Raw genomic sequence first — 20,151 nt, 5'->3', positions numbered from 1 at the left:
AATAGGCTGCTAAGGTTGAAAGAAAGAGGCTTTTCCCAAACCGCCGCGGACGGCTGAGGAAATAGGGGCTAGACACTTGCACAAGCTGCCAGACAAATGCTGTTTTATCAATATAAAGACAACGGTCTCGGCGGAGTTTGTCGAAGCTTTGTATGCCGATCGGCAATTTGCGAGCTAAATTCATAAGGTTAGTATACCAGAGATTCTACAATTTGGCAATTTCAATGGTTAGTGTAAAGTCTCAGGATTCTTGGCTGTTGATCTTAATGTAACCACAGAGGCACAGAAGACGCAATAGGTTTGAAGAGATACCCGGTTAAATTGCCCGTTGCAGTTTTCTTTACGCCCTTATCAGTTGCTTTTTTCATCCGGTCTGTCTGTTGCTTGTTCTGAGTTTTCATCCGGTTGGAACATATCAACCATCGCAGAAAGATACTCCTGTGCAAACTCCATGCTGCGTTCATCAGCAAGCTCTTCGTTGGCACTGCGGAGTTTTTGCAGAAGACTGAAAACAATATAGGTCATCATCACTAATCCAGCCTTTGGATAGGCATTGATATACTTTTTGAATTGTCCGCGGGAAAGAATTAATACAATAGAATCCTCTGCTGCGCTGACCGTTGCAGTACTCAGTTCATCTTCCAGCAACGCAGACTCTCCAACCGAGGCATGATTCCGCAGTGTTGCAATATGAACCCGCTTGTTCCACTTACCTTGTTTTACCACCTCAAGCGATCCGCTCATCAAAATATAGAAATTCACATTGATGGTACCTTCTGCAATCAGCACCTCTCCTTCATCAAACGAGCAGAGCTGAGAAAACTGCGCCAACGCTTCTAACTCTTCCTGAGAGATGCAAGATAAAAAAGACACGGAGGACAATTCACTGCATAATAAGGGCAGCGGAATTTCAACAACATTCATACTTCTTATACTCCAAATATATGAGGGCATCCTCTAAAAAGGATGCCTGAGTTTTTAGAAGATGTCCATGTATAGTTTTTTGGAGGTTCCCATGCCCCATCTACTTCGTCACAACGCTTTCCTTAGCGGAAGGCTTCAAAAAAATGGTCTAAGGGAAAACCATTGACAACAGCGCCTTTTCCATAATGCTGCAAAATATTTGCGCGTCCTGCTTCCAACTGTTCGGAGCGGATGCCAAATCGGATAGAGCTGTCAGCTTCAACAAAGGCTGCAATTTGATCAGCAGCGCGGATCAGCTTTCCGTCAATTCCATAAAACTGCGGCGCAGCATATTGATTATTCAGCTCCTCACTTGTAACACAACGTGTTGTGCCGTCAACCCGTATACGGTTCTCAAACTCCTGCTGGATAAAATAGAGCACATCCTCGCGGTAGCACGCATCCATAAGCGGCAGCAGCTCTTGTGCAACAATTTCGTCCTCTATATGTTTCACCACCTCCGGTAAGTGGTCAGTTGCCTGCTTTACCGGTGAAATAATATCACGGGTAACAGCTTCCGGCAAATCATGAAACAAGGCTGCAAAGAAATTATTTGACAGCCGGTATGCAGGCAAACCCAGCGAACGCGCCATTAAAAAAACAAGCGCTGCAACAAAATACGAATGCCCCAATACCGTTGTTGCAGGAACCCGCGGTGTTTGGTTCCATCGAGTCTGAAAGCGCAATTTTTCAATTTCAGTAATAAAATAATAGGGCTGCTGCCGTGTTACGAGCAGCTGTACCCCTTTCATATCCATAAATTCAGCAATATCCGCTTCTAAGCATTTGTCAATTTTGATCAAGCGGAACGGTTCATTTACCATGCGGATCATATCCAATTCGCGGATTGCAGAATACTTATGCGCAGCACGCAATACCCGCAAAGTAAGATCGGCAGGATCCGCAGGATTAAACAGATACGCAGCAAACTCATCACGGAAAGCTGAATCAGTAATAATATCCCGATACTTGTCAAAAACCCAGTGGTTGAGCTTCCGGTATTCTTCAGGATATTCGGAACGGATAATACGCTGCACGGGAGACTTCATATCACACAGGGCGATACGGCGTAGCAATTCAAAAAACGCATTATTGATAAGAGTGATCCAGTTAATCGTTTTACCGCTTTTTTCTTCGTACTTTCCGATAATAAAGCTTAGAAACATCTTTTCAGCAGTCTTATCCATCTCCACCAGATCAAAGGGACGGACTAAATCATTCCACCGCTGAATAGAGAATGCCTCAAACAGTTTGAATACAATTTCTTTACTGAACAGCACCTTGCTTATTTTCCTTTCCGCCGCTGCAAATCTTTTTCCATTTTATCAGTCCAAATATCGATTTGCCGCTTTACATCTTCCGCATCAGTACGCTCATTTAAAAGAAGATGAATACGGCGGGCGGCAGACAGATATTGGATAGCCAATCGGAAATCTTCGATACTGGATGTTGCCATTTCATATCGCGCACGGTATTTATCCGCAGCTTGCAGTAAGAGTCTCTTAACCATTTTAAGATGAAACATTGTACTCTCATAGTCAGGAGAGCGCGGATCAAAACCGACTGCCGTACTATCTTTGAGATCGAGGATATTCTTTGCAACAACTGCAAAGCGTCCCTGTATTTCCACAAAGGTCCACTTCCACTTGGTATTGTCCCCATACGCCCGGATAACCAGCTCAATAATCAGACCTAACTTACGGATGAGATAATAGCGGTGTTTTTGAGGGACATGCTCAATCTTACGAACCTTGTCTTCGTAATCGGAAAAAGGAACATCAATAAAATTCGAGACCAACTCTTCAAGTGCAATAATTACCTTATACACCGCTTTCCGGGTTTCATTGAGGAGCGTTTCATTTTTTCCGCTTAAGTATGAAGCTGCAATTTGATATTTTGCTAAATACAATGTCGCTGCATAGATGAGATCATCAACAAACATAATTTTTTTATATACACTGCCTTCAGGATCGGTTACAGCGAGAACATTCATCGCCTTTTCTTGCTTGAGTATTGCATCAATTTCATCCTGATAATAGCGCATTTTCTCTTCATATACTTCTTTGTTTTCTTGTGCATTTGCCATAGTACTGTATCCTATCTCATTCGCATCGGATATCTCTAAAAGCTGAAGAGTTTTAGAGGTTCCCTCTGTTTTGTATTTTCATAATCGAGCATACTTAAAAGTCCAACCGGTCTTTAGCAGTACCCAATAACTCTTTTGCATGAATACGCGAGGCTTCACTGATTTCATCACCTGCCAGCATCCGTGCAATTTCCTCAACCCGCATCTCTGCTTCTATAATCCGGGCAGATGTTCGGCTTGTATCCTCAGATTGAAGTTTTTGTATCTTAATGTGAGTATCGGCAGAAGCGGCAATAACTGCAAGATGGGTAATGCAGAGTATTTGCTTATTTTGTGCAAGCCGCTGTAAATGTTCTGCAACAGACCGCGCAACTTCCCCGCCGATACCGGTATCTATTTCGTCAAATACAAGGGTATCTGCCTCATCAGCCGCTGCAAGAACAGTCTTTAATGCCAGCATAACACGGGAAAGCTCACCGCCGGAGGCAACCTTATTAAGAGGCTTTACCGGCTCACCGGGATTGGTACTGATTAAAAACTCAACGGTATCAAAGCCATATATTCCGGCAATCTGCTTATTACCATTCGGTTCAGCCGATGTAACCTGCACAGTAAAGACAACCTTCGGCATTCCAAGATGAGCAAGAATCCCCTGTGTTTTTTCCTGTAAGCCCTGTGCAGCAGCTTTCCGTTGTTGAGAAAGTTTGGCACCAGCGCTGAGTAATTCCGCTTCCAATGAAGGCAGCTCCTTTTCCAATGCAGTTTTATCCTCTTGGCTCTCACTTAAGGCATCAAGCTCTGCCTGTGCAGAATCCCGATATGCGAGTACCTCTGCAATACTACTGCCGTACTTTTTTTTGAGCTTATTGATAACAGAAAGCCGTTCCTGCACTTGTTCCAACCGCGCAGGATCGAACACCAATTTTGAAAGATATGAGCTGAATACTTCGCCAATATCCTGCATTTCATAATAGGCATTTTCTATCCTATCTGCATATTCGCTGAGAGCCGGGTCAATGTCTATCACAGAGCTGCATAAATGCTGCATTTTTTTTAGCAGCGGTACAATACCCTGCTCTTCGGTACAGATATTTTGTAAAGTCTCAATGAGTTCATAAAGTTTTTCATATTGGCAGAGTTTTGTTTCCTCAGCTTCAAGCTCTTCATCTTCGCCGCTTTGCAAATGCGCTGTATCAATTTCTTCTATAATAAAAGAAAGAAAATCAGCCCGCTCTGTTTGTTCTTTTTGGGAACGCTCAATTTTTTCCAGCTTTGCCCGTATTTCAGCAAGCCGGGTATAAAGTCCGGTAAAGTGTTCAACATCATCGAGGATACCTGCGTAAGAATCGAGAAAGCGGCGGTGCTCGGCTGTTTTAAATAAGGATTGATGATCATGCTGTCCGTGAATATCAACTAAAAACGAGGTAAAGGATTCGAGTTCATTGCGGGAAACCTGTGTGTCTTGTATCCAGATACTGCTGCGTCCCGTCTCCCGCAGCGTACGGCGAATCAATACTCTGCTATTTTCCGGTTCAATACCGCGCTGTTCAAGCCACGCAGCAGCTTCGGTATGGTTTGGCGCAAGATAAAAGGTTCCGGACACCGCCGCTTCGGATGTCCCCGTTCTGATAATATCCTGAGAAACTTTTCCTCCGAGTAAGAAGCTCAGCGCTCCGATCAAAATAGATTTTCCCGCCCCTGTCTCGCCGGTCAACACATTCAAACGAGGGTTAAATTCAAGCGAAAGCTCATCAATGAGTGCAATGTTTTTTATCGAAATTGTTTCGAGCACCGTAACCTCCGCGCTGCAGACTTAGTCTTGCAGCGGACTTCCCGACCACACCAATTTTGACCGGAGCGCTGTATAAAATACCGCCGGTGAACATCCTACCAGCGTTAACCGATGAGGGGACATACGTATTTCAATCCTGTCGCCTTCACACAGCGGGAAGGATTCCTGCCCATCTATAGATACAATAACATCTTTTTGCCGATTATGCAAAACATCAATATGCATGACTCCTGAAGCCGGCAGCACAACAGGTCTATTGGAAAGCGAAAATGCAGAGATCGGGGTTAAAACAAAGGCTGCAACCGTTGGATCCATAATCGGACCTCCCGAAGCTGCAGAATATGCCGTAGAGCCGGTAGGACTGGACACAATAACCCCATCCGCCCGATATGTGCCGAACGACACTCCGTTAAAGGACACCGCGAGGTTTATCAGCTTTGCAATTCCCGCACCGGAGACCACCACATCATTGAGGGCATCAAAGGTACCGATACATTCGGCATCCCGATACACAGCTGTCGAAAGCATCAACCGCTCATGACTTTCCGCGCTGCCTGCAAGATAACCGCTCAGCGCCTCCTCCCAATATTCGGGTTCGATCCCTGCAATAAAGCCGAACTCACCAAGATTAATAGGAAATACCGGTATTTTTTTAGGGGCACAGTATCGCGCCGTAAAAAGCACCGTTCCGTCACCTCCTAAACTCACCGCAAAATCATACTGCTTTTCTACCGGATCAGCGTGGGTAACCCCGTCATATTCATAAACGTCAGCATGAATCCCCTCCTTTTGAAAAAAGACAATCATCGCTTTTGCTATTTCGGCAACGTGCGGCTTATAGGTTGTTAGGATAATAATAACATTCTTTCCCATAATAACCGGTACTGTCTTACGGCAAGGTGCCTAATACCTTTGCAATCTTTGCTGCATTGCTCAGACCAAGCCGTGGATATAATGGGAACAATACCGTCCGCAACAAAAGTGAAGCAGCATTGATACAGTGATTTTCCTCTTTTAGAAACTCTGCAATGGTATTGGTAAATGCAAGTTCAACTTCAATATCTTTACGGTTAGCATACTGTTTTACTTCTTTAAAACCGCTTTCCAGCACTACCGGAAAAGAATAAACAGGATTCCGTTCCAATTCGGGAAACACCAACGGCTTATGCCGGGTCTGTAAAAGAGACCGCAGGTATAATTCTTGTATTTCGCAGCGAAGCTGAAGATTTTTTTCTCTATTTTTGAGCTGAATAAAGGCAAGCGAGGCATTAATATCCGGCAAAAAGTCCGTAATTGGGATATGTTCGGCAGTATTTTTTAAGACAGCAGCATTTTTCCGTTCAAGAGCAAACAGAACAGCGCCGCCGCCGGCTGTAAGAATATCCCGTTCTTCCAGTCCGAGAATGGTAAACGCACCAAAAGTTCCTGCCGGCTTTTCACCGTAAGCTGCCCCTGCACTATGAGAAATATCTTCGATAACCGGAATGGATAATGCAGAAAAAGCCTCCATATTCGGCATATTCCCCAAAGTTTCGTGCAATACAAGCACCCTGCCGCCCTGTTTAATACCTTCTTCAACAGATTCCGGCGTAATTATCCCGGTTAAAGGATCAACATCCAATACAAGCGGTGTAAAACCATGCCGCGCAACCTCTGTATACTGCCATGACGGAGCAAGCGCTGATAAGAGAACCCCTGCTTTTTCAGGAAGATCAAACATCTGAAGGGCATAGACCAGCGCCATTGCCGGACTACGCAACGCGATAGCGCCATCTGCCCCATACACTTCCCTCACCAGCTTGATGAGCTTTTGATTCATTTCGCCCGGCCCGATCTTCTCTTCAACCATACAGGTGAGTACGGCATCCATCTCCGAACGACGGATAGTTGAACTATAAACGGGTATTATCATGTTAGAAACTGGTTAGCTTCTGCAATTCGTTCGGATTAAAGAGCCGGCGGATGTCTAAGAGAATTAAATAGCCGGCATCTTGCCGAATAACGCCATTGATGTACTCGGTACCAATACCGGTAATCATCTGAGGAGGCGGCTGAACATCTTCTTGATGTACCATAACAACACGCGCAATGCGGTCAATAACAATACCGATCTTATATTTTCCGATTTTCAGAATAATAAAGCCGCCCAAATATTCATCATCGCCATCTAAATCAGCCTTTTTCAAGTGAAAGCGTTTGTGTAAACTGATGATCGGGATAATCTCATTCCGCAGGTGGAAAAAACCTTCAACATAGTACGGTGCATTCGGAATTTGGCGAACCTCTTGTACCTTTACTATCTCCTTTACATCCATTATGTCAACACCGTAAAGTTCTTCTCCCAACTGAAAAGTAACTAATTGAAACTGTGCATCAGTAATAGCCATCTGTAATCCTCCGCTGCATTTAATAAAAAGGACGCGGCTGCCCGAAACTGCAAGCAAATCAGCTTGTTCTATAAGAGAATTCATTAATTTGTCCGCTTTGCAGACTACGAATCAGTTTTAGGACAGTTTCCTTAATTTTAGTTGCGATGTTTTAAATTAAAGCATTAATATATAACAACTCAATTTAAAACTTATCGGGAATGGCAAAAAAGCCGCCAAGTTTTGAGACATCCCCGCCGTTTAAAAAAAACGGACACACAGAAACAGAATACTATAATTCATAATTTTCTTCAAGCAGCATTATACGGAGAGAAAACCCGTGGTATTCTGAGCGTTTTGCGGTAGATTTTTTATAACGCTGCAACTTCGGTTTGATTAAATCCTCGTATCTGCTATTTTCAAAAAGTTTCTCTCTACCGCCACGGATGGCGGTAGTTCCATACAGCAGTGATGTTTTTGCACAGCAAAAACTCACGTTCAAAAATTGACAAGGAGGTCAAGTTTTGAACGCGCCACGGACGGCGGTGGTTCCCAGCAACAATGACGTTTTTGCACAGCAAAAACTCACGTTCAAAAATTGACAAGGAAGTCAAATTTTGAACGTGCCGCGGATGGCGGTGGTTTCAAGCAGCCCCATAATAAATCAGTTCCTTCCGAAACAAACCGATAGGTTTAATGTTTTTAGGGGCTTTCCTTAAATCAATTTATTCTTTTGGGCTGCTGCATAGAGTTTGGCATTCCATACATTCCGAAAGATAAATTTATCCCGTATGCTGTTTTCCGTCATATTCTCCATGCAGTTCTGCAAGGCTCTAAATGCACGGCTTAAATATCCGTTAGCTGCATCGGAAGCAGCCCCTTCACAAAGCAAAAAGGCATCATAACATAAATACCCATAGATCGAAGCATACATATCCCGGCACCGCAAAGCCTCCCGTGCCGTATCTTCCAGTACAGCGAGATACGGTTCTGCGGAAGTACTGCCGAAGCGCAGTGCAGCTTTTAAGCGGTAGTAGCTGCTCAAAGCAGCATAGTACACAGTTTGTACCGGTGTATCGTACATATGCCCCCACACCAGCTCTTCTGCCATTGAAAATCCGCTTCGGTGAGGTTCTAAAGAGCTTGTAAACGTTTCCGGCAGCGAGGTCAGTAAGTCATCATGCAAAATCGGTGCTAAAAGATAGGATTCAAGGAGGAAAATCAGTGCATCAGGTGAATCGTGTACGTGACCGGCAAGTATCTGCTGTGCTTTTAGGGTTTGCCCCCTTAACGAAAGGGTTCTCGCATACCATATCCGGCACAAAGGCTTCCAGTGAGCAAAGTGAATAGCTGCTGCAGTCTCTGCTGTTTGGAAAAGGCGTTCAGCCTGAGCGTAATCCCCCAGCTGCAATGCAACTCTGCCTTGCATAAATATACAAGGAACTACCCGATCCTGCTCAAAATATGCTGCAGCAGTCTGCGCTAAACGTTCCAGATAATTACCGGCAGCAGCCAAATTATTCTGCATAAAAGAACTGATACTCAAGTGCATCAACGCTTCGCAGATAAATCCGCCGTCTTTCAATAATTCGGCACTATCAAGAGCATAATCAAAATAAGTAACGGCATCTTCAATTTTATTTTGAGAAAGATGGAACAAGGCAACACAAGCCAGCGCCCGGTATTCGCCTGCGGGGAAACTGAGATTTTGAACAGCATTTACAGCATTTTTTACTGCATACACTGCCTCCGGCGTATGTTTCTGGGCAGCAATTTTAAGCGCCTTCTGATAATTTTCAAGCGCACTAAAAAAAGAGCATCCTTTATACGGACTTATATCGAGCGCAGGAATTTCTGTGTCGGAGTAGGTATAAAAAAAGTAATGCAGCAAAAAACTGTCTTCCGCTTTAAAATGCAGGGAATCAAAAATCTTTTTTAGGTTTTCATCGGGAGCAAGAACGCCTTGTTGATATTTTTCCCATAAAAAAGCGGTAATAAACTGTTGACTTACTGCTTTTTTATGCCCAAGTGCAGCTGCTATTGCCTCTGCAGCATCCGGGTTCACTGCATAGATATCATTTTTTTCTTCTATAATGCCCGTAGCATAAAGCCATTCATATAAACTCGTAATAAACTGAGGACTTTTGTGTAACAGTGCAAAGAATGCAGGAATTTCATCTTCAAACATAAAATGTGCAGCAAAAATCATCATATATGCAAGTTGAATAAAATCGGCTGAAAGATTCCTAATGCTGACACTATGCCGCTCCCGCAATTTGAGAACCGAAAAAGGAATAAGTTCACGAATACGCTCTGCTGCTTCCTTATTATGTTGAGAATAGACAAGCGTTATGTTACACCCGTATTGCTGCTTCCCAAACACACGGAAATACAGCCTAACATACCATAAAAAAGCATCTGTAAAATAAGCAGGATATGCGGAACGGAACCGGTTTTTGCGGAAATAGTATACCGCGTGTTTCCCGGTCTCGTATTTCAGCTTTTCTTCATCGGATAGGTTTCCGGTTAACGCTTCTTCAGCCAATGGGTGCAGAAGCATAAAATGGTACAGAGCATGAAGCCACGATACGGTTTCAGGAAGATAGAGGGTATATGCTGCTTCCATTTCGCCCGATTCTGCGGCTTTGGGGATAAGAAAGTCAGCGCAATAGTAAAGATCATAATCGGCTGCGTATTCAAAATTGATGTAAGAATGCAGCAGCCGTTCAGCCTGTACCGAAGCAAAAAAACTGCGCCCGGGAATAAGCCGGCTTTGGTATTCCATAAAATGATCGGCAATCCTATCCTCAGATTCACCTTCTTCAAAACAGTCGATAATAACGTGATAGGTCAGTATTCGGTCTTTATGTGTACGCAGCGTTTCCGCTAAAAACCTCAAAAACAAATTGACAGAAAACACCGGTGCCGCACTATCCATACTGAATTGATACACAGCAGCGCATGGTATCTTAAAAGACACAGCTCCATTGGATTCCGCCATGCCGGTAATACTATTGAGTACATTTTGTACTTCGGCTGCAGCAATCCTCATCAGCTGCCGTTCATACGGGATTTCAAAATAGACGCAGAGCATAGAGACCTCAATTAGTAATATCGGCTTTTTTATCAATTATATTTATCGGTTCCCACAAGGAGGATGCTCAAGTACAGCTGCTAATACAAAAGATACTTTGAACGGATAGACCGGAATCGGCTGCTCTCCCGTGCTATCCGGACGAGATAGTCATCAACGGTTTGAGTAGTATCCGTCAGCTGCGTACAGCCGCTCAGCAAATGCAGCCCGCAATATTTTTTACCCGCATTGTTGATAGTAAAGCTTTCCGGATAGAGTTCCCGCAGTACATAAAACATCACAACGGCGGTTTTAACGGGAGCAAAGCGCAGCCGGTCGGTAACAGCAACATAGACACCGCTGCATAGTTGCCCTGCATAGATCGAAAGAGACGGCGTAAAAAAAGCGGGTAAAAAACATACCCCTTCCAAACCGAGGCTGTTCAGCCGAGCAGAAAGCGCATATCCGTCGATAAACGGAGCACCGATATATTCAAACGGCATCGCCGTCCCCCTCCCCACCGAAAGATTCGTCCCTTCAAACAGGCACATACCGGCATACACCACAGCGGTTTTTACCGAGGGGATATTCGGCGACGGCGGCACCCAGATAAGCGGCAGCTCATCAAAAAAAGATGTCCGCAGCCAGCCTTCCATCGGAATCACCGTAAGATCACAGTTAATACCGTATTCGGTATTAAACAGCAGGGCAAGTTCCCCAACCGTCATGCCGTGCCGCTGTACAATCGGAAAATAGCCGGTAAACGAACGGTACTCAAGCTCCAAAAGGTTTCCTTCAACCGCATCGCCGATAGGATTGGGGCGGTCAAACACCACAAACTGCTTATGATACCGAGCACAGGCTTCCATGGCATACGCCATTGTCGAAATATACGTGTAAAACCGTGCGCCGACATCTTGAATGTCAAAGCACAGTACATCAATATCCTTGAGCATTTCTTCGGTGGGACGCTTTGTATTGCCGTACAAGCTATACACCCGCAGCCCTGTTTGAGGATCGGTACTGTGACCAATCGAAGCGCCTTCCCGTGCATTACCATGAATACCGTGCTCCGGTGAGAACAGGGCAGTCAGCTGTGCGGTTTTACCTAAGCACTGTGCAGAGGGAGTACCGTGAGCATCTATACCGGTTTGATTCGTAATAAGCCCGGCACGTTTCCCTGCAAACACAGCGCGGTACTCCCCTACCCGCTCAATACCGAGTTTCAGAGCCGGTACAGGCAGCTGATTTTCCGCGTTCCCCTGCTGATACAACAGGCAAAGCAACAGCAGAACCATCGCCATTGTTTTTATCCCACGAGCTATACCCTTATGGTAAGAAAAATATTGATAGTCTTTTTTTCTGCACATCATACCGATGAGCATAACCGATAGGGCACAAAAGTCAATATTCGCCTTCTCCCAAATACCCCGGACAGCTTGTGAGAACTAACCCTGTTCGGAAACTTCCGTTTTCTTAGAAGTACCCTAGAGGAGCCCGCTCATATCCGCTAACAAGGATTGCAAATCGGTTACAGCCGTTATACGGTAATTTCAATTTGATTATCTTCAATGGCGACAATACAGCTTTCATAATATCCATCTCCGGTTGTTCTCGGTCCGCTCACAACTTCAAAACCAGCCTGTTTAAGCCTTTCTGTCAGTGCATCTACAGCTTCTTTACTTCCTACGGAAAAAGCAATATGAATATAGCCTGTACGTGCACGTATTTTTTCACAATCAGCTACATCAGGCTTTTTCATTATTTCCAACCGTGCTCCTTCATCAAAACTAATGAAATATGAACGGAAATCCGTTGTTTTATTATGGTATTCCGAATTGGCACGTCCGCCGAAATATTCAACAAAAAAATCTTTTGCTTTTTCTAAATCATTTACATACATGGCAATATGTTCAATTTTCATTTCTGCCTCCATTTTATTTCATACTGTGAACTCCGTATACCGCCGGTAACAAATGGTACCGACCTTTTCCTGTCTTTGCGGTATCTTTTTCCTCGTGCAAAGACAAATCCGTGCAAAGACAAAAACTGCCGCCCGACTCCCCCTAAACACTGCTTTCTGGGCGCTGTGCTATGCGAGGTTTTCGAGTTCTTCGATATTGAGCGTAACCGTGTCTTTTGAAAGGGATAACAGACCGTCTTTTTGCATATTCATCAGTTCACGGGAAAGAGAAGGCCGCGGAATAGCAAGATATTCTGCCATTGATTCCCTGTTCAGCTTGAGTGTGATGGTGGATGAACCGTTTGCCTGCTGTAATAGATACACGGCAATTTTTTTACGGAGGGTAAACGAGGAGAAAATCAGCAGTTTTTGATTGAGAAAATAAGCCTTATGTGCCAGCACGTGCAGCAGATTGGTTACCATCTTGATTTGAGCGGCGGATGAGGGTATCGGGGATGAAAACATTTCTGCCGGTATACAGAGTACCTGAGAATCGGCTATCACCCTGCATGAGTAATCATACGCAATGGACTGTAAAAAGGCATATACTTCGCCGAAGACGGTATCGGGTGTTTCAAAACGGTTCATAATGATCCGCTTTCCGTCAAGCCCGTTTTTTTCAATTTGGACTGCTCCTGATTTAAGAATAAAAAAGGCTGTCGGCATATCGCCTTCAAAAAAGATAAAACTATCTTTTGGATAGCTGATCGTCTTTGCGTTAATAGCTGTAAGATAGCGGTCAAGTTCCTCTTGAGGAATATCTTTGAATAAGGGATTCATAAACGGTACCTCCAGTTAGGGTATCGGTTATCAATGCTGACCTTTAAAATACACGAGTATGAAGGAGAAAATATGAATAACTACTTTTTAATGAACGAAACTATTTTTGATATTACGGAGCGGTATCCGGAAGTGATCCGCTATTTGGCAGGAAAGGGCTTTACCCCGCTAACCAATCCCGTAATGCGTAAAATGATGGGAAAAAAGATTACACTGGAAAAAGCCCTCGCTTCAAAAAAACTCGACCCGGTACGCTGCGAGCAAGAGCTGGTAGAGATTATCGAACGCAGTGCTTCAGGCAGTTTTGCATCCATCGATTTAAGCCTTAAAACAAAGCCCCAGTATGACGCTGAACAGGATGATGGGAAACAAATAGTACGGATTGAAGGTGTCTTACCATGCCCCATCCGTATTCCGCTTTTAGAAAGTTTTGAATCATTTTATACCGATTATATCGAAACACACAAAACCGTTTTGGAAGAAAAAAACTATAAAATCCGGTATGACCTTCGTTCTGCTAATCTCGGCATTGACTGGATTATTGACCTTGCTAAAACCGGCAAAAAAGAAAATCTACCGGATGTATTGCTTTCTGCAGGGTTTGAGCTGTTCTTTGATAAAAAGCTGATGGGGTCTTTTATTGAGCAAAAAGAATTTCACTGTTCCATTGAAACGATGAATAAAGATTTTTGCAACGATAAGATCGATCTTCGTGATGATAAAAAAAACTATGCGATTATCGGTGTAGTCCCGGCAATTATGATGGTCAACACAGCGCTGCTTGACGGTAGAAAGATGCCGGAAACATGGGAAGATATCCTATCACCTGAGTTTGAACACTCTGTTGCCATCCCCTTTGGTGATTTGGATTTATTCAACTCCGTCATTTTGAATATATATGCCCGGTTCGGCGATGAGGGGATCGAAAAACTCGGAAAAGCATGCAGTACCTATATGCACCCTGCACAGATGGTAAAAACCGGTAAAGCAGCAGCTCCGGTACAGCCTATTGTAAGCATCAGCCCGTATTTCTTCTCTAAAATGATACCGGAGCAAAGTCCGCTTACAACTGTGTGGCCGAAAGACGGAGCCATCGTAGCGCCGATTTTTATGCTTGTCAAAAAAGATACTGAAGCACTTACCAAAGATTTTGTTTCGTTTTTCCTTTCTGAAAAAACCGGTAATGTTTTTGCCCGAAGCGGGTTCTTTCCTTCTACTAACCCTGCTGTGGATAACCGTTTATCCAAGGATAAAACCTTCTCGTGGGTAGGCTGGGACTTTATTTATAACAATGATATAGGCGTACTTTTAGAAAAAATTAAAGCGGATTTCTCCCGCGCAGCAGGACTGTAGGGAATGATGGATGCGGAGGGGTAATACCCCGCCGCATCTTGAACCGGAAATATTTTCGGGTACAGCCCCTGTTGCCATGGCATATATCCTGCGGCATATATTCAAAACCTACAAACTATGATAACATAATACAGTAGTTTCCGAACAGGTTTACTGTTGCTCATAGTGTCAAGAGGTTATAATGCCATTTAAAATGTTGCTTCCGTTTTTGTATCTGTTGTGCGGCTTTCTCCTCGGTAAAACAAAGATCGATATAAAGGATAAAACTGCGTACTTACTTACAAGGATTATCATCCCGCTGGTAATTGTCTATAATATTGCCACCTGCCGTTCGGATTTGTTCTTTATTATCTTTTCTATGGTAGTGATGATGACGGTATTGATGTTTCTCAGCCGGCTTTTGAGTACCGATCCGGCAAAACAGCTTTGCTTTTTCTATCTCAATATCGGATGGCTTTCTTTGCCGATTGTTACAGCAGTATGGGGAGATGCGGCAGCAACAGCAGTACTGTCGCTTTATATCGGCAATTCTATTTTCGGTAATTCTGTAGGAGCAGGGATGCTTATCAATAGAGGGGCTGCCAAAATCGATATAAAACGCACGTTAAAGTCCCCACCCGTTGCTGCGCTGATTATCGGTGCTGCGTGCATTCCGTTTAGTACGGAAATCAAACACTATCTGCCCCCCGCATACCGTACACTCAAACTGATTATGAGCATTCTCGGAATGGGGGTTCTGGGTATGTGGCTTGCAAAGATTAAGCTTGAACTCATAGACTTAAAAGAAACGCTGCGGTTAGCCCTATTCCGGGCGCTTGCCTTCGGGGTTTTAATAAGCCTTTTCATCTTTATTTCAGGGCGGCTGGGGGTTAATTTGGTTACCGAAAATAAGCCGGCACTCTATATGATCTGTATTTTGCCGCCCGCTGCCAATATCATTGCGCTTGAGACACATTACTGCCATACCGGAACATCTGCCGGATTGACTGCGTGGGGAACACTCTTCAGTCTACTGCTCATTGCAGTATATCTCAGTGCGGTAAAGTTTTTTTTCTAATCTATGTATAAACCTGGAGCTGTCCCGAAAAATAGCCGGCTTGTATGGCAGCAACAGAGTTCACATATTCCAAAGAGGCACAGCAGCAAACTGTAAAAATGTATGTGTGCCGAAGTTCTATTAAAGAGGAGGAAATATGAAATCACGATTATTTGTACCATTATTAGCACTTTGCACTGCAGGGCTGCAGGCTGATGCGCCGGCGGATTTTACCGCTGAACATATTCCGCTTACCAAGGTTACGCTGTATTTTTCCGGAGTTGCGCAATATGTGCATGAGGGGACTGTTGTTGGAGCAGGAACCGTTGAACTCCTTTTTTCTCCTGCGCAAATCAATGATGTGCTCAAGTCTCTTACGGTAACGGATCCGAATGCCAAGACCTTAACCGTTGATTATCAATCTGAAGATACTCTCCGGAAAACCTTGGAAAGCTTGAAAGTTGATCTATCTGCTGCATCTTCGCTCTATGATATTTTGAAAGCACAGAAAGGAGCTGAACTGGTCTTATTTACTCCGCATCAAATTACCGGTACCCTTGTTAGTGTCGACAAAGGCAGTGCTGATCATGCCGGGGCTTTTTTAGTTTCACTTGCAGCAGCTGACGGTGTACATGTTATATCCTTTGCCGACGTGCAGTCTTTCCGGTTTACCGATGCAAAGCGGAACGAGGATTTACATACGGCTTTGGCACTTATGCTTGAAGCATCGGCTCAAAATCGTAAAAAACTTTCGATTAAAATTGATGCGCAGGGTGAGCGGAAAATAGGTCTTTCCTATGTAATGGAAGCTCCTGTATGGAAGGCAAGCTACCGGCTCAACATGGGAAGCGGGACGGCGGCGTTTCAGGCATGGGCTATTATCGACAATTCTACTGACTTAGACTGGAAAAATATTACGCTCACGCTAACCACGGGCCGCCCGGTAGGCTTTACGCAAAACCTCTACGCACCGTATTACACCTACCGGCCGGAGCTTCCACTCGCGATTGCTCAAGCAGCTGAGGCGGAAACCTTTGATTCTGCCGATGCCGAAGTAGCCTATGCAGCTCCACATGAGCCAATGGCAATGTCCAGCCGAGCAATGATGAAAGGCAGTGCATATATCGGTGCGACAAAGGATACCGCGGATGAAGAAGAAAACAGCTCCGCAGCGATGAATCAAGCGATTACGGGCAGTGCAGGAGAAATGTTTGCCTTTACACCGTCAAAACCGCTTTCGCTTGAACGGCAGCAGAGCACTATGATTCCGCTCGCACTCGTGTCCTTGCCTGCAGAAAAGTTTTCCGTATTTTCGTCAATTCCGTATGGGCGGCAGGTAACACCGAAATTTTGTATCAGCATCCATAACACATCAGGGTTAAAACTACCTGCCGGCCCCATTACGGTCTTTGACGGCGGAGATTATGCAGGCGATGCACTAATGGCGTTTTTGCCGGAAGGCGAAAAGCGGCTCATAGGATATGGGGATGATATTGAACTGACCGGTTCTCGAAGTAAGAAAGACATACGGAATATAGAGACTGTTAGTATCAGCGATGGGCTTATTACCATCTTATACCGGCAAGTGCAGCGCTCAGTCTATCTCATCAAAAATGCTGATAAAAAAGAGCGTTCTGTTATTATCGAGCATCCCAAAACCTCCGGCTTTACCTTGCAGTCAAAAACCGCGCTTACCGAAACAACGGCAAATACCTACCGCTTTAAAATAGCGGCAGCGGGAAACACGGGGACGGAACTGGCAGTTGAAGAGATGCGTACCTATCATTCAAGTCAAAAAATTCTTGATATGAACACAGCTACCTATATTTCATATACCACCAACACCGAAATGCCGGACACTGTCCGCAAAACCTTTGAGGCTATTATTAAGGAAAAAGAAAAGGTAAGCTCCGCAGAAAAAACACTGAAAATTTTGCAAGACCGCCAATCCGCTGCAGAATCAGAGCAAGACCGTGTTCGGCGGAATCTGGAAGCTGTCGGCGCTGAAACCCAGCAAGGACAGGCATTTTTGACCAAATTGCTCGCCATCGAAACCGAACTGGAAGGGCTGCAAGACGATATTGCTACAGCAGATGCCCGTGTAACCGCAGCTCGGCAATCTTTTATCAATTTTGTAAAAGGAGTCAAGCTATAGATGTATGCATAGGTCAAGACTTCATCCACAAGAATGCCGCATTAATCACTAACCCTGAGGCAAAGCGTCGAGGTTATTGATTGTGCAAAATTCCTCTGTGAGACCTTTACGGTTTAAATTTTAATCAGTATGTTATTAAGGAAGGAGTTGCCGATGCTTTATTCATTATTGACAACCATTAAACAGATTATCAATATCTATCTTTTTCTTTGCTTTGTGAGAATTTTATTGTCGTGGGTGCCTTCAGCAGCCTATTCTTCGTTTGGCAGGATGCTTGCTTCTATCTGTGATCCCTACCTCAATTGGTTTAGACGATTTCGTTTTACCCGTGTCGGAATGGTCGATTTTTCCCCTATCCTTTCGCTTGGTATTTTATCCATCAGTGCAGATATTATTTCTACGATTCTAGCAAGAGGAACAATCTCACTATGGACTGTATTTGTAAGCATTATACAGCTGATTTGGTCATTCTTTAGTTTTATTCTCAATTTAATTATCGTTTTCCTCATCGTACGGCTGGTATATGATCTAATAGGCTCTTCGGGTAATTCCCCGTTCTGGTATAATCTTGACCGTCTATTAAATCCCGTTATCTCAAAACTAACAGGGTTTATCCCTCCAAGCACTATGCGCTACCGTGCACGGCTCATTACAACCATTATTTTGATACTGCTGCTCCGTGTTGCAATTGGTTTTTTAGTCGGTTCACTGCTCGTCCAGTTCTATGCTGTAAGGATTATCTAAGGATAGCGCGGTCGATGGCACAGATTATAGACGGCAAAAAATTAGCCGAAGAATTGACCCAAGCGGTAACACAAGAAACCGCCTCCTATTGTAAAAACTATCCGCAACCCAGCCTCGCAATTGTATCAGCAGGAATTGATCCTGCCTCACAGGTGTACATTAAAACGAAGGTACGGGCATTGGAAAAAGCAGGAATGCAGAGCAGAATTATTTCGTATCCCGCAACGATAAGCGAGCAGGAATTGGCAGCCCGTGTTCAAATACTGAATGCTGACAATACGGTTGACGGTATTCTGATACAACTGCCCCTCCCCTATCCGCTGGATAGCAGATGGATACTGGAGCAGCTCGATCCGATAAAAGATATAGACGGCTTTACCTCAGAAAATTTAGGAAGATTGCTTACCGGCAGTCCGGGATTTATCCCCTGTACACCGCAGGGAATTATGTATGCGCTGCAGGAATACGGCATACCGCTCAGAGGGTCCCACGCAGTTATTGTCGGACGGTCTACAATTGTCGGAAAGCCCCTCGCGCTCCTGCTGACTGCCTCCGACGCAACCGTTACACTCTGTCACAGCAAAACAAAAAACCTTGCTGCAATAACGAAGCAGGCTGATATTCTGATTGCGGCTGCGGGATATCCGGCACTTATTACCGGCAATATGATAAAAAAAGGTGCCGCAGTCATTGACGTGGGGATTAACCGCATTCCCGATCCGGCATCGCCCAAAGGCAGCAGACTGACCGGCGATGTTGAGTTTGAAAGCGCAGTTAAGCAGGCAGACTGGATTACCCCGGTACCCGGCGGTGTTGGTCCCTTAACCGTCGCAATGGTACTGCGAAATACGCTACGCGCCGCACAGCTCCGGCACGAATGTCCGTTGAAATCGGATACAACTGCGATGCCGGATTCATCCGTGCTGCATACCGGCATACAAATAAGAGTGCAAAACAAAACCAAAGCCGGAGTTCATACAGGCACCGCCGGATGTTAGTACTCTGCCGCAATTCGGAACAAACCGCTCAATACGCACACAGCGCAGCACTGCAAACAATACCGGCATCACAAAACACTCCGTTATGCGCAACGGCAGCACTGACAGATAGAACACCGGTTTTTCCAGAAACATCGGTACCCATCCCTATTGCCTCAGCAGAACTAACCATAAAAAAATCAGTATTTCGTGCTGAGATATTTTATACGGACAATGCGCAGGAAGCAAAAGAGACTGTAAAACGCCAAAAAGAGCAATATCGGGATGCCCGGCATGTAGTGCATGCCTTCGTTATCGGCGAAACCGGTGCAGTACTCGGCTGCAGCGACGATGGAGAACCGGCAGGTACAGCGGGACAGCCGGTACTTGCCGTCTTAAAAGGAAGCAGTATTACTAATATCTTAGTAACCGTTACTCGTTGGTTCGGCGGCACTCTATTAGGAACAGGCGGCTTAGTAAAAGCCTATTCCGCTGCGGCAAAAGAAGCACTCACACAAGTAAGCACGGAACCTCTTGTGCAAAAAGCAGAGTTTACCTGTGAATGCGGCTACGAGTATCACAATCCTCTGCTTCGTGCTGCTGCGCACCTGCCGATTGACTTTGCGCAAACAGACTTTGCACAAACGGTCAAACTGCATGGTTCAATACCGCTTACCCATTGTAACGAGTTTACTCAGCTTATTACAGAGATCACCAAGGGAACTTCTTCAATACAGTTTTCACAAAAATAAACCTGTTCGGAAACTGACCTTTCTGAACAGGTTACCTTGAAATGCGATGTTCTCGCATCGTGCTATTTGTGCGATTTAGAACTCGTCGACCTATTCGAAAACACAGTTATC

The 20,151-nt window shown here is 44.6% G+C and carries 18 protein-coding genes; 6 read left to right on the top strand and 12 right to left on the bottom strand.

Annotation, left to right across the window (positions count from 1 at the left end):
* The 12 genes from ACTTJ8_RS08675 to ACTTJ8_RS08620 all read right to left on the bottom strand — a co-directional run.
* Positions 1-184, bottom strand: a 184-nt coding sequence (locus ACTTJ8_RS08675; RefSeq protein ID WP_442719045.1) for an AAA family ATPase, incomplete at its 3' end; no start/stop codon positions are given.
* A gap of 167 nt (positions 185-351) precedes the next feature.
* Positions 352-924: a cyclic nucleotide-binding domain-containing protein gene (locus tag ACTTJ8_RS08670; RefSeq protein ID WP_442720930.1), complete on the bottom strand. Its 573-nt coding sequence runs from the start codon at positions 922-924 to the stop codon at positions 352-354.
* Between the two features lie 122 nt (positions 925-1,046).
* Positions 1,047-2,243, bottom strand: a complete 1,197-nt coding sequence (locus tag ACTTJ8_RS08665; RefSeq protein ID WP_442720929.1) for an HD domain-containing protein — start codon at positions 2,241-2,243, stop codon at positions 1,047-1,049.
* 5 nt (positions 2,244-2,248) lie between these two features.
* Positions 2,249-3,049, bottom strand: a complete 801-nt coding sequence (locus tag ACTTJ8_RS08660; RefSeq protein ID WP_442716159.1) for a hypothetical protein — start codon at positions 3,047-3,049, stop codon at positions 2,249-2,251.
* Between the two features lie 94 nt (positions 3,050-3,143).
* On the bottom strand, positions 3,144-4,841 hold the full coding sequence (gene recN, locus ACTTJ8_RS08655; RefSeq protein ID WP_442720928.1) for a DNA repair protein RecN: 1,698 nt from the start codon (positions 4,839-4,841) through the stop codon (positions 3,144-3,146).
* Between the two features lie 21 nt (positions 4,842-4,862).
* Entirely contained in the window at positions 4,863-5,714 is an 852-nt protein-coding gene (locus ACTTJ8_RS08650; RefSeq protein WP_442719048.1) for an NAD(+)/NADH kinase, read from the bottom strand.
* A 16-nt stretch (positions 5,715-5,730) separates the two neighbouring features.
* Complete coding sequence (locus tag ACTTJ8_RS08645; protein WP_442720927.1) at positions 5,731-6,753, bottom strand: DegT/DnrJ/EryC1/StrS family aminotransferase; 1,023 nt, start codon at positions 6,751-6,753, stop codon at positions 5,731-5,733.
* Position 6,754: 1 nt separating this feature from the next.
* The gene (locus tag ACTTJ8_RS08640) at positions 6,755-7,228 is read right to left on the bottom strand and encodes a chemotaxis protein CheW (RefSeq protein ID WP_442716180.1); all 474 of its coding nucleotides are present in this window, start codon (positions 7,226-7,228) and stop codon (positions 6,755-6,757) included.
* Positions 7,229-7,922: 694 nt separating this feature from the next.
* Positions 7,923-10,301 carry a tetratricopeptide repeat protein gene (locus ACTTJ8_RS08635; protein ID WP_442720926.1) on the bottom strand — a complete coding sequence of 793 codons (2,379 nt, stop codon included), beginning with the start codon at positions 10,299-10,301 and terminating at the stop codon, positions 7,923-7,925.
* 80 nt (positions 10,302-10,381) lie between these two features.
* Positions 10,382-11,653, bottom strand: coding sequence for an exo-beta-N-acetylmuramidase NamZ family protein (locus ACTTJ8_RS08630; RefSeq protein WP_442720925.1), 1,272 nt, complete (start codon positions 11,651-11,653; stop codon positions 10,382-10,384).
* A gap of 167 nt (positions 11,654-11,820) precedes the next feature.
* Positions 11,821-12,204, bottom strand: coding sequence for a VOC family protein (locus ACTTJ8_RS08625; protein WP_442716165.1), 384 nt, complete (start codon positions 12,202-12,204; stop codon positions 11,821-11,823).
* Positions 12,205-12,372: 168 nt separating this feature from the next.
* Positions 12,373-13,023: a Crp/Fnr family transcriptional regulator gene (locus tag ACTTJ8_RS08620; RefSeq protein ID WP_442720924.1), complete on the bottom strand. Its 651-nt coding sequence runs from the start codon at positions 13,021-13,023 to the stop codon at positions 12,373-12,375.
* Positions 13,024-13,095: 72 nt separating this feature from the next.
* Between ACTTJ8_RS08620 and ACTTJ8_RS08615 the strand changes: the two genes are divergently transcribed.
* The 6 genes from ACTTJ8_RS08615 to ACTTJ8_RS08590 all read left to right on the top strand — a co-directional run bounded on the left by ACTTJ8_RS08615 (position 13,096) and on the right by ACTTJ8_RS08590 (position 20,040).
* The gene (locus tag ACTTJ8_RS08615; RefSeq protein ID WP_442720923.1) at positions 13,096-14,376 is read left to right on the top strand and encodes an ABC transporter substrate-binding protein; all 1,281 of its coding nucleotides are present in this window, start codon (positions 13,096-13,098) and stop codon (positions 14,374-14,376) included.
* Between the two features lie 181 nt (positions 14,377-14,557).
* Positions 14,558-15,433 (top strand): AEC family transporter, encoded by an 876-nt coding sequence (locus tag ACTTJ8_RS08610; RefSeq protein ID WP_442720922.1) that lies wholly within the window; start codon positions 14,558-14,560, stop codon positions 15,431-15,433.
* Positions 15,434-15,569: 136 nt separating this feature from the next.
* The gene (locus ACTTJ8_RS08605) at positions 15,570-17,567 is read left to right on the top strand and encodes a DUF4139 domain-containing protein (RefSeq protein ID WP_442720921.1); all 1,998 of its coding nucleotides are present in this window, start codon (positions 15,570-15,572) and stop codon (positions 17,565-17,567) included.
* A 153-nt stretch (positions 17,568-17,720) separates the two neighbouring features.
* Positions 17,721-18,311 (top strand): YggT family protein, encoded by a 591-nt coding sequence (locus tag ACTTJ8_RS08600; protein ID WP_442720920.1) that lies wholly within the window; start codon positions 17,721-17,723, stop codon positions 18,309-18,311.
* Between the two features lie 14 nt (positions 18,312-18,325).
* Complete coding sequence (gene folD, locus ACTTJ8_RS08595; RefSeq protein WP_442720919.1) at positions 18,326-19,309, top strand: bifunctional methylenetetrahydrofolate dehydrogenase/methenyltetrahydrofolate cyclohydrolase FolD; 984 nt, start codon at positions 18,326-18,328, stop codon at positions 19,307-19,309.
* Complete coding sequence (locus ACTTJ8_RS08590) at positions 19,303-20,040, top strand: IMPACT family protein (RefSeq protein WP_442720918.1); 738 nt, start codon at positions 19,303-19,305, stop codon at positions 20,038-20,040. Before folD ends, ACTTJ8_RS08590 begins: the two co-directional genes overlap by 7 nt.
* The last annotated feature ends 111 nt before the right edge of the window (positions 20,041-20,151 follow it).

This window comes from Treponema sp. (assembly GCF_052169735.1).
Lineage (GTDB): Bacteria > Spirochaetota > Spirochaetia > Treponematales > Treponemataceae > Treponema.
This window is presented reverse-complemented; position numbering and strand designations above follow the sequence as displayed.

Bases quoted from the DNA above. Each gene is read 5' to 3' on its own strand.
- ACTTJ8_RS08670 (WP_442720930.1), bottom strand. From the start codon at position 924: ATGAATGTTGTTGAAATTCCGCTGCCCTTATTATGCAGTGAATTGTCC.
- ACTTJ8_RS08660 (WP_442716159.1), bottom strand. From the start codon at position 3,049: ATGGCAAATGCACAAGAAAACAAAGAAGTATATGAAGAGAAAATGCGC.
- ACTTJ8_RS08650 (WP_442719048.1), bottom strand. From the start codon at position 5,714: ATGGGAAAGAATGTTATTATTATCCTAACAACCTATAAGCCGCACGTT.
- ACTTJ8_RS08645 (WP_442720927.1), bottom strand. From the start codon at position 6,753: ATGATAATACCCGTTTATAGTTCAACTATCCGTCGTTCGGAGATGGAT.
- ACTTJ8_RS08640 (WP_442716180.1), bottom strand. From the start codon at position 7,228: ATGGCTATTACTGATGCACAGTTTCAATTAGTTACTTTTCAGTTGGGA.
- ACTTJ8_RS08635 (WP_442720926.1), bottom strand. From the start codon at position 10,301: ATGCTCTGCGTCTATTTTGAAATCCCGTATGAACGGCAGCTGATGAGG.
- ACTTJ8_RS08630 (WP_442720925.1), bottom strand. From the start codon at position 11,653: ATGATGTGCAGAAAAAAAGACTATCAATATTTTTCTTACCATAAGGGT.
- ACTTJ8_RS08625 (WP_442716165.1), bottom strand. From the start codon at position 12,204: ATGAAAATTGAACATATTGCCATGTATGTAAATGATTTAGAAAAAGCA.
- ACTTJ8_RS08620 (WP_442720924.1), bottom strand. From the start codon at position 13,023: ATGAATCCCTTATTCAAAGATATTCCTCAAGAGGAACTTGACCGCTAT.
- ACTTJ8_RS08615 (WP_442720923.1), top strand. From the start codon at position 13,096: ATGAATAACTACTTTTTAATGAACGAAACTATTTTTGATATTACGGAG.
- ACTTJ8_RS08610 (WP_442720922.1), top strand. From the start codon at position 14,558: ATGCCATTTAAAATGTTGCTTCCGTTTTTGTATCTGTTGTGCGGCTTT.
- ACTTJ8_RS08605 (WP_442720921.1), top strand. From the start codon at position 15,570: ATGAAATCACGATTATTTGTACCATTATTAGCACTTTGCACTGCAGGG.
- ACTTJ8_RS08600 (WP_442720920.1), top strand. From the start codon at position 17,721: ATGCTTTATTCATTATTGACAACCATTAAACAGATTATCAATATCTAT.
- folD (WP_442720919.1), top strand. From the start codon at position 18,326: ATGGCACAGATTATAGACGGCAAAAAATTAGCCGAAGAATTGACCCAA.
- ACTTJ8_RS08590 (WP_442720918.1), top strand. From the start codon at position 19,303: ATGTTAGTACTCTGCCGCAATTCGGAACAAACCGCTCAATACGCACAC.